Genomic DNA, 14,875 nt, shown 5'->3' with positions numbered 1-14,875 from the left:
CGTTGTGTTGTATGCGGCGACCCGCGGCGCGTGGCTTCGCCGCGCTTGCGATCGCCGCTAAGCTGACGAGGTGCCGATTGCGACCCCGTACGAGGACCTCTTGCGGCTGGTTTTGGCCGAGGGAACCCCGAAGGCGGATCGAACCGGCACCGGGACCCGCAGCCTGTTCGGCCACCAGTTGCGCTATGACCTGGCCGACGGGTTCCCGCTGATCACCACCAAGAAGGTGCACCTCAAGTCGGTGATCTACGAGCTGCTGTGGTTTTTGCGTGGCGACTCCAACATCGCGTGGCTCAACGAGCACGGTGTCACAATCTGGGATGAATGGGCCTCTGAGACAGGAGATCTCGGACCGGTCTACGGAGTGCAGTGGCGGTCTTGGCCGACCCCGTCGGGCGAGCAGGTAGACCAGATCTCTGCGGCGCTGCATCTGCTGCGCACCGACCCGGATTCGCGCCGCATCATCGTGTCGGCATGGAACGTCGGTGAGATCGCTCAGATGGCGCTGGCGCCCTGCCACGCGCTGTTCCAGTTCTACGTCGCCGACGGCAAGCTGTCCTGCCAGCTCTATCAGCGCAGCGCGGACTTGTTCCTCGGGGTGCCGTTCAACATCGCCAGTTACGCGCTGCTGACTCACATGATGGCCGCGCAGGCCGGGCTGGGCGTCGGCGACTTCATCTGGACCGGAGGCGACTGCCACATCTATGACAATCATGTGGACCAGGTCACCGAACAACTGAGTCGAACGCCGCGGCCGTACCCGAAATTGGTTCTGGCGCAGCGTGAATCCATCTTCGACTACACCTACGAAGACATCGAGATCCGGGACTACGACCCGCATCCGGCGATCAAGGCGCCCGTCGCGGTATGACGATCAGTCTCATCTGGGCTCAGTCGCTCTCCGGGGTGATCGGCCGTGCCGGCGGGATCCCGTGGCGGGTGCCAGAGGACCAGGCCCGCTACAAGCAACTCACCCTCGGGCACACCGTCGTGATGGGGCGACTGACCTGGGAGTCGCTGCCCGCCAGAGTCCGGCCCTTGCCGGGCCGGCGCAATGTCGTGGTGACCCGCAGCCCTGACTATGTGGCCGAGGGTGCCACCGTCGTCACGTCGCTGGACCAGGCGCTCGATGCTGACGATATCTGGGTGGTCGGTGGTGCAGAGATCTATGCGTTGACGTTGCCGTTGGCCAGTCAGTGCGAAGTGACCGAGATCGACATCGATCTGCCGGTCGGCGAGGGCGATGCGGTTGCTCCGGTACTGGACGAGTCCTGGCTGGGCAGCGCGGGGGAGTGGTTGACCAGCAAGAGCGGTCTGCGTTATCGCTACGTGCATTACCGCCGGTCGGTGTGCCCGTCTTAACGGCGGCGCAAGCGCGCCGAATCGCCGTTGCTGCACAGGGATTCACGCAGCCCAAGCCGTCTGTGGCCGTCAGCAGGGCGCACCTGAGGCGCTTGATCTCTCGAATCCACCTCCTGCAGTTGGACTCGGTTTCCGTGGCGGTGCGTGCGCATTACGCGCCGGTGTTCAGCCGGCTCGGCCCGTACGACCGCTCTGTTCTGGACCGGGCCGCCTGGAGCCACAGTGCCCGCTCGCCGCGGCTGCTGGTGGAGTACTGGGCGCACGAGGCGGCGCTGATGGCAGTCGAGGATTGGCCGCTGTTGCAGTGGCGAATGAGGCAGTGGCCTCACGGACGGTGGGGATCGGCCATCGTTCGGGCCAATCCGCAGCTGGTCACCGATGTCGTCGCCGCGGTGAGCGAACTGGGCCCGGCGACCGCCGGTCAGATCGAGGAGCACCTGGCCGCCGCGTCCGGGCGGGCGGGCAAGGGGCCCTGGTGGAATCGCAGTGACACCAAGTGGGTGGCCGAGGCACTGTTTGCTTCCGGGGTGCTGACCACCGCGACCCGGGTCGGCTTCGCCAGGCACTACGACTTGGTGGAGAACGTGCTGCCGGCCCGGGTGCTGGCTGTCGATATCGATGATGACCAGGCGGTCCGAGAACTGGTACTGCGGGCGTCCGGGGCCCTGGGGGTGGCTACCGAAACCGACCTACGGGACTATTTCCGGCTGTCGGCCGCCCAGACCAAGCCGGCAATCGCGAAACTGGTGGCAGATGGCGAATTGGAACCGGTGAGCGTGGCAGGCTGGGACGCCCCGGCCTACCTGCGGACCGGGCAGTCGATTCCACGGACGGATCGCGGCACCGCGCTGTTGTGTCCGTTCGACCCGCTGATCTTCTTCCGGCCCCGGGTCCAGCGGCTCTTCGATTTTCACTACCGCATCGAGATCTACACCCCGGCCGCCAAGCGTCAATACGGCTACTACGTGTGGCCGTTCCTGCTGGACGGGGAGCTGGTCGCTCGGGTGGACCTCAAGGCCGACCGCCAGCACGATGCGCTGCATGTCGTCGGGGCATTCGCCGAGCAGGGCCGGGACCGGACGCGGGTTGCCGCAGCATTGCTCCCCGAGCTGGAGTCGATGGCCTCCTGGCTGGGTCTGGGCCGGGTCACGGTGGGCAGTCGCGGGGACTTGGCTGCCTTGCTGCGGTGACCGGCCTGGCCGTCAGTGCCGGTGAGCGTCGAGGTGGCGAAGGCGGCGACGCGCGCCGTCGGCGAGCGTGGTCGCCCCTTCTCGGGCCGCGTGCGCGAGCTCGGTGCCGCGCTCGGCGGCGACTTCGGCGAGCTGCACTCCCCGTTCGCCGGCAGACTCGAGTAGCGGAGCGGCCTTCTCGCTGACCAATTCGGCGAGTTCGCGTCCGTGCTCGACGCCGGCCAGCAGGCCTGCGCTCACCTTGTCGCCGACCGCCTCGAGGGCGGCATCGCCGGACGTGCCGGGCAAGGCGCCGGCGGCACGCCGATAGGTACGACGCGCGGCGCGACGGGCCCGCCAACCCAACGACGGTCTGCCTTCGGTATCCGCTGCCGCGATCATCAGCCCCCCGATGAGGCTGACGTCGGTCAAGAAGGCTCGACGTTGGTCGGTCCGTCGCTGCGGGTCCGGCTCGGCCCAGAACATGTGCCCACCCGCGCTGCCCGGTATGACCGTGCAGGCCAGTACCGCGGCCGCCAGTCGGGGCAGCCTGCCGCTGGCTAGCAGCAGGCCGCCACCGATCTGCGCCAGTGCGTTGGCTCTGGCGAACGCCTCGACGTCAGACGGCACCTTCGCCGCTACCTCGTCCGGTAGCAGTTTGAGCCCGTCCAACGTCGGGCGCGCCGTTTGCGCGGCCTCTTGCGGCCTCAGCAGTGCCTCTACTCCCTGCCCGACAAAGGCCGTCGCAAGGAGTGGACGTGCGATCTTGCGCATCAACACTGGCGGGACCCTCGCTACTGCTCGGCGCGCTCGCGCGCCTCGTCCGCAGCGGCCTTGGCGCGGGCCTTCTCGGCCTCTGCTTCCTTGACAGCAACCTCACGTTGGGCTTCGGCCTTGTCCTGCTGGGCCTGGCCTTCGCGTTGGAGAGAGTCGTTGCCGATCACCGTTCCGACGGCTTCCTTGGCCTTGCCCTTGACGTCTTCGACGATGCCCTTGATGGCGGCCTCAGGCCCACTGTCGTGGTTACTCATCTGGTGTCCCCTCCCAATTTCGGCAGGCCGGGGTGCCCGCCGATGGTCGCGGCATACCCGACGGGCTTACGGCGTAAACATCATCAGAACGCGCCGCGGGGCTGACAGCGGCCGGGTACGGCTTAAGGTGAAGCCGTGGCCGAGACGGCGCCGCTGCGCGTGCAAATGATTGCCAAGACCGAGTTCATGCCGCCGCCGGACGTGCCTTGGAGCACTGACGCCGACGGCGGTCAGGCCCTGGTGGAATTCGCCGGCCGGGCCTGCTACCAGAGCTGGTCGAAACCCAACCCGCGCACCGCCACCAACGCGGCCTACCTCAAGCACGTCATCGACGTCGGGCACTTCGCGGTGCTCGAACACGCCACGGTGACGTTTTACATCAGCGGTATTTCCCGGTCGGCCAGTCATGAGCTGATCCGGCATCGCCATCTGTCGTTCTCCCAGCTTTCGCAGCGTTATGTCCCCGAGCCGGACTCCCGGATCGTGGTGCCCCCGGGGATGGAAGACGACACGGAACTGCAGCAGATCCTGACTGCGGCCGCCGACGCCAGCCACGCCGCCTACACCGAGCTGCTGGCCCGGCTGGAGGCGAAGTTCGCGGCAGGCCAGCCGACCGAGACCATGGGTGCGCTGCGGCGCAAGCAGGCCCGGCAGGCGGCCCGCGCGGTGCTGCCCAACGCCACGGAGGCCCGCGTCGTGGTGACCGGCAACTATCGGGCGTGGCGACACTTCATCGCGATGCGTGCCAGCGAGCATGCCGATGTCGAGATCCGCCGGCTGGCCGTCGAGTGTCTGCGCCAGCTCGCCGGGGTAGCCCCGGCGGCGTTCGGGGACTTCCAGATCAGCACGTTGGCCGACGGCACGGAAGTCGCGACCAGCCCGCTCGCCACCGAGGTCTGAGCAACTCCAGGGGCCAGGTAATCTTGGGGCCGTGAGCAGCAGCGGATTCGACGCCAAGGCGCAGTTCGGCACCGTGCTGACCGCCATGGTGACCCCCTTTGGCGCGGACGGCTCGGTGGACACCGACGCCGCGGTGCGCCTGGCCAATCGCCTCATCGACGCCGGTTGCGACGGCTTGGTGATCTCGGGCACCACCGGCGAGTCGCCGACCACCGCGGATTACGAGAAGCTCACGCTGCTGCGTGCGGTGGTCGAGGCGGTCGGTGACCGGGCGCGGATCATCGCCGGCGCCGGCAGCAACGACACCGAGCACAGTGTGCGGCTGGCTGAGGCCTGCGCGGGCGTCGGCGCGCACGGCCTGCTGGTGGTGACGCCGTACTACTCGCGACCGTCGCAGGCCGGCTTGTTGGCGCACTTCACCGCGGTCGCTGATGCCAGTGCGCTCCCGGTCATGCTCTACGACATTCCCGCCCGCTCAGTGGTGCCGATCGCACCGGACACGATCTTCGAGCTGGCCGAACATCCCAATATCGTCGCGATCAAGGACGCCAAGGGAGATCTGCACGCAGGCGCGCAGATCATGGCCGAGACCGGGCTGGCCTACTACTCCGGCGACGACGCCCTCAACCTGCCCTGGCTGGCCATGGGAGCCACCGGGTTCGTCAGCGTGATCTCGCACTTCGCGGCAGGACAGTTGCGTGACATGCTCGCCGCCTTCACTGCCGGCGACGTTGCGACCGCCCGCAAGATCAACATCTCCATCGCGTCGTTGTCCAATGCGATGGGTCGTGTCGGCGGGGTGACCTTCGTCAAGGCCGGGCTGCGGTTGCAGGGCTTCGACGTGGGCGACCCGCGGTTGCCGATGGTTCCGGCGACCGCCGCCGAGGTCGACGAATTGGCCATCGACATGCGCGCCGCGTCTGTCCTGGGGTGAGGTCGCTGTGATGGAAGATCTGACCCCCCCGGGTCCGCTGGTCGAGGGCGGGCTGCGTATCACCGCGTTGGGTGGCATCAGCGAGATCGGTCGCAATATGACCGTTTTCGAGCACCTCGGTCGACTGCTGATCATCGACTGCGGTGTGCTGTTTCCGGGCCACGACGAGCCCGGCGTCGACCTGATCCTGCCCGACATCCGCCACATCCAAGACCGGCTCGACGACGTCGAGGCACTGGTGCTGACCCATGCGCACGAGGACCACATCGGCGCCATCCCGTTCCTGCTCAAATTGCGGGCCGACATCCCGGTGGTCGGTTCGAAATTCACCCTGGCCTTGGTGGCCGCGAAGTGCCGAGAGCACCGCATCAAGCCGGTGTTCGTCCAGGTGGCCGAGGGGCAGCGCAGCACTCACGGGGTGTTCGAATGCGAATACTTCGCGGTGAACCACTCGATACCGGACGCGCTGGCGATCGCGGTCCACACCGGCGCGGGCACCGTGCTGCACACCGGCGATATCAAACTCGACCAGCTGCCGCCGGACGGGCGCCCCACAGACCTGCCCGGCATGTCGCGCCTGGGTGACAAGGGCGTGGACCTGCTGCTGTGCGACTCGACCAACGCCGAGATACCGGGTGTCGGGCCCAGTGAGAGCGAGGTCGGACCCACCCTGCACCGGTTGATACGTGGTGCTGAGGGTCGGGTGATCGTGGCGTGCTTCGCCTCCAACGTGGACCGGGTGCAGCAGATCGTCGACGCCGCGGTCTCCCAGGGGCGGCGCGTGGCCTTCGTGGGCCGGTCGATGGTCCGCAACATGGGCATCGCCAAGGATCTCGGCTTCCTCAAGGTGGGCGACCAGGATGTCGTCGACATCTCGGCGGCCGAGGAGATGCGGCCGGATCAGGTGGTGCTGGTAACCACCGGGACCCAGGGCGAGCCGATGGCGGCGCTGTCGCGGATGTCGCGCGGCGAGCACCGGTCGATCACGCTCACCGCCGGTGACCTGGTGGTGCTGTCGTCCTCGCTCATCCCGGGCAACGAGGAAGCCGTGTTCGGGGTGATGGACGCGCTGGCCAAGATCGGCGCCCGGGTGGTCACCAACGCCTCGGCGCGGGTGCATGTTTCCGGGCACGCGTACTCCGGCGAACTGCTGTTCCTCTACAACGGCATTCGGCCGCGCAATGTGATGCCCGTGCACGGCACCTGGCGGATGATGCGGGCGAATGCCGCACTGGCCGTTAGTACCGGCGTGCCGGAGGAATCGATCCTGATGGCCGAGAACGGGGTGAGCGTCGACTTGGTCGCCGGGCAAGCTCGCATCGCCGGGGCGGTCCCGCTCGGCAAGATGTTCGTCGACGGCCTCGTCGACGGTGACGTCGGAGATGCGACTCTGGGCGAGCGGTTGGTCCTGTCATCGGGATTCGTCTCGGTCACCGTGGTGGTGCGCCGGGGGACCGGCAAGCCGGTGGCGCCGCCGCATCTGCATTCGCGAGGCTTCTCCGAGGATCCCAAGGCGTTGGAGCCGGTGGCCCGCAAAGTCGAGGCGGAGCTGGAATCCCTCGCCGCAGCGCAGGTCACCGATCCGGTGCGCATTGCCCAGGCGGTCCGCCGCACCGTGGGCAAGTGGGTGGGCGAGACCTACCGGCGTCAGCCGATGATCGTGCCGACGGTGCTCGAGGTCTGAGCAGCCATGGTGGCGGGCCGCCAGGCCCGGGCCGCGCCGACGATCAGCGCGGCCCGACCGTGACCGACTTCGCTCAACGGCCGGCGGTCACGGCCGCAGCTGGCCCTGAGCAGGCTCCCCGGCCGGAACCGGCTGCAGCATCTTGATGTCGGGCGCTCCCGCCAGGTGCTCGGTGAGGCTGCCGAACAGCGCGCCCACTGCGGGGGCGGTCGAGTGGGCCTTCAGTGCGTCGGCGTCGGCCCACTGCTCGATGAACACGAAGGAGCCGTCGGCTTCGTGCAGGGAGTACAGCTGGCATCCCGGTTCTTCGTGCACCTGCGCCACCGCCTTGGTGCAGATCTCGCGGACTGCTTCGACCGATTCCGGCTTGACGGCGAAGGTGGCGACGACGACCACGGGCATAGCGGACTCCTTGGCTGTTGGGGATTTCACCGGTCACCCTACCGAGCCGTCTGTTGGGCGCGTGGTGAACCGACCGGCCGGGGCCAGTGTGGCTTAAGGTACAGATGAGGCAATTGCGACTAGGCTTGCCGGCATGGCTAGTAAGACGGCTAGTAGGACTCCCGCGCGTTCTGGTGCTCGAACGACCAGGTCAAAGGCTGCGGCCCGGCCTGCTCGGTCGAGGCCGGCGGCCAAGTCCCGCCGGAACACTCGGCAGCACTCGCGACCCGTTGCGCTGGGGATGGCTTGTGGGCGCCTCGCCCGCGCGACATGGCTGATGGTGGCCAAGGGTGCCGGTAGCGCGGCCCGATCCGTGGGACGTGCGCACGACATCGACCCCGGGCATCGTCGGGATGGCATCGCGCTGGCACTGCTGGCGCTAGCTGTGGTGACGGCCGCGAGTTGCTGGCTGGATGCCGCACGCCCGGTCGGCGCATGGATCGACACCGGTCTGCGTACCGTGATCGGCGGCGCCGTGGTGCTGCTGCCCGTGCTTGCCGCCGCCGGTGCCGTCCTGCTGATGCGTACCGAACCCGACCCGGAGAACCGGCCCCGGCTGATCCTCGGATCGACCCTGATCGCGTTGCCGGTCCTGGGCCTGTGGCACCTGTGGTCCGGCTCGCCGCAGAGTCCCGAGGGCCGTCTGCACGGCGCCGGATTCGTCGGCTTTGCGATCGGTGGCCCGCTCGCCGATGGGCTCACGGCCTGGATCGCCGCACCCCTGTTGTGCATCGGCGTGCTGTTCGGTGTCTTGTTGCTGACGGGGACCACCCTGCGGGAGGCCCCTGAGGCCTTGCGCACGATGTTCCGCGGCGAGTACGACGAAGACGACTACTACGACGAATACGACGACGAATACGACGATCAGGACTACGACCCGGCTTACGACAGCGCCGAGGACGATCACGCTCGCAACGACGACGTTCGCGACGACACCGCCGCCGGTGCGCGGGCCGGAACCAGCCGGTTCGCCGCCGTCGATACCGATGTGATCGACGACGCCCCGGACTGGCAGTCGCGCAGCCCGCTGGACAACTACCCACTCGAGGAACCGCCGGCCGCACCGCCGCCGCCGGTCAAACCGGTGCGTCGCAAGGCAACCAAGGAGCCCAAGGCCAAACCCGCCGACACCACCGTCGTACTGGACCGGGTGGTCGAGGGCCCCTACACCCTGCCGGCCCTGAACCTGTTGATCGCCGGCGACCCGCCAAAACTGCGTACCGCGGCCAATGACCAGATGGCCGACTCGATCACCTCGGTACTGGACCAGTTCAAGGTCGATGCTGCGGTCACCGGCTGCACCCGTGGTCCCACCGTCACCCGCTACGAGGTGGAACTGGGGCCGGGAGTGAAGGTCGAGAAGATCACTGCGCTGCAGCGCAACATCGCCTATGCCGTGGCCACCGAGAGCGTGCGGATGCTCGCGCCGATCCCGGGTAAGTCCGCGGTGGGCATTGAAGTCCCCAACACCGACCGCGAACTGGTTCGACTGGCCGACGTGCTGACCGCTCCGTCGACCCGCGGGGACCACCACCCCCTGCTGATCGGCTTGGGCAAAGACATCGAGGGCGACTTCATCTGCGCCAACCTGGCGAAGATGCCGCACCTGCTGGTCGCCGGGTCCACCGGCTCGGGCAAGTCGAGTTTCGTCAATTCGATGCTGGTCTCGCTGCTGGCGCGGGCCACCCCGGAAGAAGTCAGGATGATCCTGATCGACCCGAAGATGGTGGAACTCACCCCGTATGAGGGCATTCCGCACCTGATCACTCCGATCATCACCGAGCCGAAGAAGGCCGCCGCCGCGCTGGCCTGGCTGGTCGAGGAGATGGAACAGCGCTACCAGGACATGAAGGCGTCCCGGGTTCGCCACATCAACGACTTCAACGACAAGGTGCGCTCAGGGGAGATCACCACACCGCTGGGCAGCGAACGGGTCTACCGGCCCTATCCCTTCATCCTCGCCGTCGTCGACGAGCTCGCCGACCTGATGATGACCGCACCCCGCGACGTCGAAGACGCGATTGTGCGGATCACCCAGAAGGCCCGCGCTGCCGGCATCCACCTGGTGCTGGCGACCCAGCGGCCGTCGGTGGATGTCGTCACCGGCCTGATCAAGACCAACGTGCCCTCGCGTCTGGCATTCGCCACCTCGTCGCTCACCGACTCTCGGGTCATCCTGGATCAGCCGGGTGCCGAGAAGCTGATCGGCATGGGGGACGGGCTGTTCCTGCCCATGGGCGCCAACAAGCCGATCCGGCTGCAGGGCGCGTTCATCTCCGATGAGGAGATCCAGGCCGTCGTCAGCGCCTGCAAGGACCAGGCCGAGCCTGACTACACCGAAGGCGTCACCGCGGTGAAGGCCGGTGGTGATCGTGCCGACGTCGATCCCGACATCGGTGACGACATGGAGGTCTTCCTGCAGGCCGTCGAGCTGGTGGTGTCGAGCCAGTTCGGCTCGACCTCGATGCTGCAGCGCAAGCTGCGGGTGGGCTTCGCCAAGGCAGGTCGGCTGATGGACCTGATGGAGACCCGCAGCATCGTCGGCCCCTCCGAAGGCTCCAAAGCCCGCCAGGTGCTGGTCAAGCCCGACGAGTTGGCCGCGACGTTGATGGCCATCCGCGGCGGGGGCGCCCCCGACGACGATGGCGACGAGTTCTAGGCGGGTTACGCACTGTGCACCAGCGCCAGCCCGTGCCAGTCGCGCAGCGGCTTGCGTCGTTTGCTGCGTGCCACCAGCCGCGCCACCGCAGCCTCTAGTCCCCGGGCGAGCTCGTCGACCGCGGCGAACTCGTAGTCGGCCAGCACCCCGATGAACAACTCCCCGGCGTAGCTCAGCACCGACACGCCGGTGCGAAGCTGCAACGCGATCGGCGGCACCGGGAACACGCCCTCGACGGTGCACCCCATGATCTCCAACGACTCCGCCGGCCCCGGGACAGTGGTGGCGAGCGCCACCACACCTCGCTGGCGGAGCCCTCCCAGTAACCGGGCGGCCGCCGCCGACCACGCGACCGGCAGCAGGCCGGCCGCCGACATCACGGCGCGTCCGGCATACCACTGCCCACCGTCCTTGGTCTGAGCCAGCCGGGAACGCACGGCCAGCAAGCGCTGCACCGGGTTCGACTCCTCGATCGGCAGACGCGGCATCAGCACGGTGGACGTGGCCGACTCCGGGACCAGAGTGCGCAACGAATCGGGTTGGGGGACTTGGCCGCGACGGATCATGAAGTCCCGATAGCTCTCGGTCAGGGCGGACAGCACCACATCGTTGACGGTCACGTCGAATGCTCGGCAGATCTGCTGAATGTCGTCGAGTGGCAACCGTGCCGCGCTGTAGCGGCGCCTGCTGGTGATCGGACCGTTGAGCGACGAGGTGACCGGCGCCAGCAACCCGCTCGCCAGCTCCAATACGCCGCGAAGGTTGTACATCCAGTGCACCGGGTTGAGGTCCAGTAGCGGCCGGGCGTGCGGTTCCTGCCCGTCATGCGGTGCGGCAGCGGGGTGTGCTGTGCCAGGGGCGACGCCGCTGTCGGACAACCCGGTCAGCAGGTGCGCGGTCGCGGTGCTGCTGGCGACGCAGTGATGAACTTTCATCAGCAGGGCCCAGCGGTCGCCGCGCAGCCCGCTGATCACCCAGATCTCCCACAGCGGACGGTTGCGGTCCAGCCGCCAGGACATCACGTCGGCGACCACCCCGTGTAGTTCGCCGTCGCCGCCGGGGGCCGGCACCGCGATCCGGCCGACGTGTTGGGCGATGTCGAAGCCGGGATCGTCGACCCATTCGGGTGCGCTCAGGTCCAAGGCGTGTCGGACCAGTCGCTGCCCGAAGCGGGGACAACCTTGGAGACGATCGGCCAGGGTCCGCTGCACGGCGGCGAACTCAGGAACCGGGCCATCGAGGATCGCGAGCGTTCCGGTAGCCATGCTGACGTTGTGGTCGGCGTCCTCGACGCCCAGAAAGCCGGCGTCCAAGGGGGTCAGGTACTCGGCCACGGCTACCTCCAGTTGTCTGCAACTGTCAGTACCACTATCGCTGGTTCGGCGCGTCCGCGGCAGGGCCGGAAGTCCTCTGGGCGGCCGACCGCGGCACCTGCCAGCCACGCCCTGGACACGGACCGGACACGGAGCGGACACCAGCGGTTTTCCGCTGGCGTTCAGGCGCGTAATCTCGCCACGTGGAGTGGGCGCGACTTTTCTCTTTCGATACACCGCCATCGGAGATCTTCATCCGCGGAACCGTCATCTACATCGCGATCTACGCGCTGCTGCGGGTGGTGTTGAAGCGTGAGGCGGGCACCAATGGGATCACCGATCTCATCGTGGTGGTGCTGATCGCCGATGCGGCACAGAACGGCATGTCGGGCGGTTACCGATCCATCAGCGACGGCATTCTGCTTGTCGGGGTGATCATCGGCTGGTCCTATTTGCTGAATTGGATGGCGCACCGCTGGCCTGGGGTGGCGAGGATCCTGCGACCTGGGCCGCTGCTGGTGATCTATGAGGGTGCATTCCTTTACGCCAACATGCGTAAGGAGATGATCACCGAGGAACAGGTTCGCGAGCAGGCCCGTAAACAGGGGATCGCTGACCTTTCCGTGGTGCGTGAAGGCCGGATGGAATCCGATGGGCAGTTCAGTTTTCTCATCGGTGCGCCCCGCCGGGTCCGCGACATGGTCATCGACTAAAGGATCAGCAGCATCCGGGTGTTGCCCAAGGTGTTGGGCTTGACGTAGCTCAGGTCCAGGAATTCGGCCACTCCGACGTCGTAGGACCGTTGCATCTCCTCATACACCTCCGGGGTCACCGGCGTGCCGTCGATCTCGGTGAAGCCGTGCCGTGCAAAGAACTCGGTCTCGAAGGTCAGCACGAACAGCCGCTGCAACTCGAGCTCGCGGGCAACCTGCAACAAGCGGTCGACGATCGCATGACCGACACCGCGACCGGTCGCGGCCGGGTCGACGGCGATGGTGCGCACCTCGCCGAGGTCTGACCACAACACATGCAGTGCCCCGCAACCCACCACCTGCTGTTCGGCGTCGGTGGCGACCCAGAACTCCTGGACTGCCTCATACAGCGTGACCAGGTTCTTTTCCAGCAGAATCTTGCCGGCGTAGATGTCCACAAGCCGCTTGATCGCCGGCACGTCCGAGGTGCGAGCGCGCCGCACCTGGGGCTGTCCCACCGGTTGATCCGCCGCAGCATTCACAGCTGCACAGTATCGGTTTCTCATTTCGGGCTGGGTAACAGATATTCTGACTGCCGTGTCGGGGCAGCCTCAAACCAATCCAGTGGTGACGCACGTCCCGGTGGTCAATATCGCCAACGCGCTCACCGTTATGCGGCTGGCGCTGGTTCCGGTCTTCTTGGTGGCGTTGTTCGCCGAACACGGCCATGATCCGAAGACCCGGATTGCGGCCTTCGTCATCTTCGCGGTCGCGATCGTCACCGATCGACTCGACGGAACACTGGCTCGCAACTACGGCATGGTGACCGAGTTCGGCACGCTGGCGGATCCGATCGCGGACAAGGCGCTGATCGGCGCGGCGCTGATCGGATTGTCCATGCTGGGCGACCTGTGGTGGTGGGTGACGGTGGTCATCCTGGTTCGTGAGATCGGGATCACCCTGTTGCGATTCGCGGTGCTGCACCGTGGCGTCATCCCGGCCAGCCGTGGCGGAAAACTCAAGACCCTGGTGCAGGCCGTCGGAATCGGTTTGCTCATCTTGCCGCTGGAAGGCCCGTGGCTGGTGACGGCGTGGACCGTGATGGCCGCTGCGGTGGTCCTGACCGTGCTGACCGGCGTCGATTACGTCGTGTCGGCCGTCGCCGACCTGCGCGGCGGACCGCGCACAAGCTGATACCCGCCGGAAGTGCATCCCGGCGGTTCACGAGGTTCGACGTAGGAGAGCCGAAGTGGGGCCGCCGAAAGTGCATCCCGGCGGTTCACGAGGTTCGACGTAGGAGAGCCGAAGTGGGGCCGCCGAAAGTGCATCCCGCCTTCGGGAACCCGGAGGGGCGTTGCGTGCGTTGACCTTGGTGACTGTCGGTATCCAAGGGTGACCCGTGAGGGGGAGAGCACGATGACGACATTGCTGCGGGAGTCGGTCGGCGAGGTGCTGCGTCAGGCGCGGACGGCACAGGGCCGCACGCTGCGTGAAGTGTCAGACTCGGCGCGGGTCAGTCTCGGCTACCTCTCGGAGGTGGAGCGGGGCCGCAAAGAAGCGTCCAGCGAGCTGTTGAACGCGATCTGCGCGGCGCTGGAGATCCCGTTGTCCACGGTGCTCTTCGACGCCGGGACGAGGCTGGCGCGGGCCGAGCGAGCCCAGCCGGCGGTGCTGCACTCCGGAGTGAGCCGTATCGATGCCGGCACCAAGGTGGTGATTCCGCCCATTCGGACCCTGGCATCGGCGGCCTCGGCGTGACGCGCCCGGCCTGAACACCCACCCGAGCACCGCCGACCCGATAAATTGATCAGCGGTAGCAGGGATAGCGCGACAACACTGGAAACAAGCAGACGGAGCTGACTGATGGCCAACCCGTTCGTCAAGGCGTGGAAGTACTTGATGGCGCTGTTCAACTCGAAGATCGACGAGCACGCCGATCCCAAGGTGCAGATCCAGCAGGCTATCGAAGAGGCGCAGCGCCAGCACCAGGCGCTGACTCAGCAGGCCGCGCAGGTGATCGGTAACCAGCGGCAGTTGGAGATGCGGCTGAACCGGCAGCTGGCCGACATCGAGAAGCTTCAGGTCAATGTGCGTCAGGCCCTGACTCTCGCCGACCAGGCCGTCGCGGCCGGGGACGCCGCGAAGGCTACCGAGTACACCAACGCCGCGGAGGCGTTCGCCGCGCAGCTGGTCACCGCCGAGCAGAGCGTCGAAGACCTCAAGGCCTTGCATGACCAGGCGCTGTCCGCGGCCATGCAGGCCAAGAAGGCCGTCGAGCAGAACGCCATGGTGCTGCAGCAGAAGATCGCCGAGCGCACCAAGCTGCTCAGTCAGCTCGAGCAGGCCAAGATGCAGGAGCAGGTCAGTGCTTCGCTCAGGTCTATGAGTGAGATCGCCGCTCCCGGAACCACTCCGAGCCTCGACGAGGTGCGCGACAAGATCGAGCGGCGTTATGCCAACGCGATCGGCGCTGCCGAGTTGGCGCAGGGATCGGTGCAGGGCCGCATGATCGAGGTCGAGCAGGCCGGTATCCAGATGGCCGGCCATTCGCGGCTGGAACAGATTCGGGCGTCCATGAGGGGCGAATCGCTACCCGCGGGTGGGGCAGCGACGGCCCCCGGCCAGGCCACTCCGGCAACGCCGCAGTCGGGCGCCCATCCCAGCCCCGAGAATCCGCTGGGACGGTAGTC

General features: G+C 67.2%; 16 protein-coding genes. 11 read left to right on the top strand and 5 right to left on the bottom strand.

Annotation, left to right across the window (positions count from 1 at the left end):
• The first annotated feature begins 70 nt into the window (after nt 1–70).
• The 3 genes from G6N09_RS01030 to G6N09_RS01020 are packed head-to-tail and all read left to right on the top strand — an operon-like array spanning nt 71 to nt 2,552.
• The gene (locus tag G6N09_RS01030; RefSeq protein ID WP_083027462.1) at nt 71–871 is read left to right on the top strand and encodes a thymidylate synthase; all 801 of its coding nucleotides are present in this window, start codon (nt 71–73) and stop codon (nt 869–871) included.
• A complete protein-coding gene (locus G6N09_RS01025) occupies nt 868–1,362 on the top strand; it encodes a dihydrofolate reductase (protein WP_083027461.1) in 495 nt (164 codons plus the stop codon). The genes G6N09_RS01030 and G6N09_RS01025 overlap by 4 nt, the downstream gene beginning before the upstream one ends.
• Entirely contained in the window at nt 1,350–2,552 is a 1,203-nt protein-coding gene (locus G6N09_RS01020) for a winged helix-turn-helix domain-containing protein (RefSeq protein ID WP_083027460.1), read from the top strand. Before G6N09_RS01025 ends, G6N09_RS01020 begins: the two co-directional genes overlap by 13 nt.
• Before the next feature lie 12 nt (nt 2,553–2,564).
• Here the strand turns inward: G6N09_RS01020 and G6N09_RS01015 are convergent, their stop codons facing one another.
• Both G6N09_RS01015 and mbp1 read right to left on the bottom strand, forming a co-directional pair.
• On the bottom strand, nt 2,565–3,305 hold the full coding sequence (locus G6N09_RS01015) for a DoxX family protein (RefSeq protein WP_234807093.1): 741 nt from the start codon (nt 3,303–3,305) through the stop codon (nt 2,565–2,567).
• 20 nt (nt 3,306–3,325) lie between these two features.
• The gene (gene mbp1 / locus G6N09_RS01010) at nt 3,326–3,562 is read right to left on the bottom strand and encodes a microaggregate-binding protein 1 (RefSeq protein ID WP_083027457.1); all 237 of its coding nucleotides are present in this window, start codon (nt 3,560–3,562) and stop codon (nt 3,326–3,328) included.
• A 135-nt stretch (nt 3,563–3,697) separates the two neighbouring features.
• Here mbp1 and thyX point away from each other — a divergent pair, with 135 nt between their 5' ends.
• Genes thyX through G6N09_RS00995 form a run of 3 tightly spaced genes read left to right on the top strand, consistent with a single transcriptional unit; the run spans nt 3,698 to nt 7,080 of the window.
• Nucleotides 3,698–4,462 carry an FAD-dependent thymidylate synthase gene (gene thyX / locus G6N09_RS01005; protein WP_083027455.1) on the top strand — a complete coding sequence of 255 codons (765 nt, stop codon included), beginning with the start codon at nt 3,698–3,700 and terminating at the stop codon, nt 4,460–4,462.
• 31 nt (nt 4,463–4,493) lie between these two features.
• A complete protein-coding gene (gene dapA, locus G6N09_RS01000) occupies nt 4,494–5,396 on the top strand; it encodes a 4-hydroxy-tetrahydrodipicolinate synthase (RefSeq protein WP_083027453.1) in 903 nt (300 codons plus the stop codon).
• Between the two features lie 10 nt (nt 5,397–5,406).
• The gene (locus G6N09_RS00995; RefSeq protein WP_083027480.1) at nt 5,407–7,080 is read left to right on the top strand and encodes a ribonuclease J; all 1,674 of its coding nucleotides are present in this window, start codon (nt 5,407–5,409) and stop codon (nt 7,078–7,080) included.
• Nucleotides 7,081–7,167: 87 nt separating this feature from the next.
• Here G6N09_RS00995 and G6N09_RS00990 read toward each other — a convergent pair whose 3' ends face one another.
• The gene (locus G6N09_RS00990) at nt 7,168–7,482 is read right to left on the bottom strand and encodes a putative quinol monooxygenase (protein WP_083027450.1); all 315 of its coding nucleotides are present in this window, start codon (nt 7,480–7,482) and stop codon (nt 7,168–7,170) included.
• A gap of 133 nt (nt 7,483–7,615) precedes the next feature.
• On the opposite strand from G6N09_RS00990, the gene G6N09_RS00985 reads away from it, so the two are divergent.
• Nucleotides 7,616–10,180 carry an FtsK/SpoIIIE family DNA translocase gene (locus G6N09_RS00985; RefSeq protein WP_083027448.1) on the top strand — a complete coding sequence of 855 codons (2,565 nt, stop codon included), beginning with the start codon at nt 7,616–7,618 and terminating at the stop codon, nt 10,178–10,180.
• A gap of 5 nt (nt 10,181–10,185) precedes the next feature.
• Here the strand turns inward: G6N09_RS00985 and G6N09_RS00980 are convergent, their stop codons facing one another.
• Entirely contained in the window at nt 10,186–11,514 is a 1,329-nt protein-coding gene (locus G6N09_RS00980; RefSeq protein WP_234807092.1) for a wax ester/triacylglycerol synthase family O-acyltransferase, read from the bottom strand.
• 182 nt (nt 11,515–11,696) lie between these two features.
• Between G6N09_RS00980 and G6N09_RS00975 the strand changes: the two genes are divergently transcribed.
• Entirely contained in the window at nt 11,697–12,206 is a 510-nt protein-coding gene (locus G6N09_RS00975; RefSeq protein ID WP_046191087.1) for a DUF421 domain-containing protein, read from the top strand.
• Here the strand turns inward: G6N09_RS00975 and G6N09_RS00970 are convergent.
• Nucleotides 12,203–12,751, bottom strand: coding sequence for an amino-acid N-acetyltransferase (locus G6N09_RS00970; RefSeq protein ID WP_109558998.1), 549 nt, complete (start codon nt 12,749–12,751; stop codon nt 12,203–12,205). The two genes, G6N09_RS00975 and G6N09_RS00970, sit on opposite strands and share 4 nt — an antisense overlap.
• A 31-nt stretch (nt 12,752–12,782) precedes the next feature.
• Between G6N09_RS00970 and pgsA the strand changes: the two genes are divergently transcribed.
• From pgsA to pspA, 3 genes are all read left to right on the top strand, one after another.
• On the top strand, nt 12,783–13,379 hold the full coding sequence (gene pgsA, locus G6N09_RS00965) for a CDP-diacylglycerol--glycerol-3-phosphate 3-phosphatidyltransferase (RefSeq protein WP_083027441.1): 597 nt from the start codon (nt 12,783–12,785) through the stop codon (nt 13,377–13,379).
• 222 nt (nt 13,380–13,601) lie between these two features.
• A complete protein-coding gene (clgR, locus tag G6N09_RS00960) occupies nt 13,602–13,943 on the top strand; it encodes a transcriptional regulator ClgR (RefSeq protein ID WP_083027439.1) in 342 nt (113 codons plus the stop codon).
• 105 nt (nt 13,944–14,048) lie between these two features.
• Nucleotides 14,049–14,873 (top strand): phage shock protein PspA, encoded by an 825-nt coding sequence (pspA, locus tag G6N09_RS00955; protein WP_083027437.1) that lies wholly within the window; start codon nt 14,049–14,051, stop codon nt 14,871–14,873.
• Nucleotides 14,874–14,875: the final 2 nt, after the last annotated feature.

Origin of the sequence: Mycolicibacter minnesotensis (assembly GCF_010731755.1) — a bacterium.
In the GTDB taxonomy this organism is placed as follows: Bacteria; Actinomycetota; Actinomycetes; order Mycobacteriales; family Mycobacteriaceae; genus Mycobacterium; species Mycobacterium minnesotense.
This window is presented reverse-complemented; position numbering and strand designations above follow the sequence as displayed.

What these genes read in the sequence shown, in the direction of transcription:
- G6N09_RS01025 (WP_083027461.1), top strand. Translation starts at nt 868, where the DNA reads ATGACGATCAGTCTCATCTGGGCTCAGTCGCTCTCCGGGGTGATCGGC.
- G6N09_RS01015 (WP_234807093.1), bottom strand. Translation starts at nt 3,305, where the DNA reads ATGCGCAAGATCGCACGTCCACTCCTTGCGACGGCCTTTGTCGGGCAG.
- mbp1 (WP_083027457.1), bottom strand. Translation starts at nt 3,562, where the DNA reads ATGAGTAACCACGACAGTGGGCCTGAGGCCGCCATCAAGGGCATCGTC.
- G6N09_RS00995 (WP_083027480.1), top strand. Translation starts at nt 5,407, where the DNA reads ATGGAAGATCTGACCCCCCCGGGTCCGCTGGTCGAGGGCGGGCTGCGT.
- G6N09_RS00990 (WP_083027450.1), bottom strand. Translation starts at nt 7,482, where the DNA reads ATGCCCGTGGTCGTCGTCGCCACCTTCGCCGTCAAGCCGGAATCGGTC.
- G6N09_RS00985 (WP_083027448.1), top strand. Translation starts at nt 7,616, where the DNA reads ATGGCTAGTAAGACGGCTAGTAGGACTCCCGCGCGTTCTGGTGCTCGA.
- G6N09_RS00970 (WP_109558998.1), bottom strand. Translation starts at nt 12,751, where the DNA reads ATGAGAAACCGATACTGTGCAGCTGTGAATGCTGCGGCGGATCAACCG.
- clgR (WP_083027439.1), top strand. Translation starts at nt 13,602, where the DNA reads ATGACGACATTGCTGCGGGAGTCGGTCGGCGAGGTGCTGCGTCAGGCG.
- pspA (WP_083027437.1), top strand. Translation starts at nt 14,049, where the DNA reads ATGGCCAACCCGTTCGTCAAGGCGTGGAAGTACTTGATGGCGCTGTTC.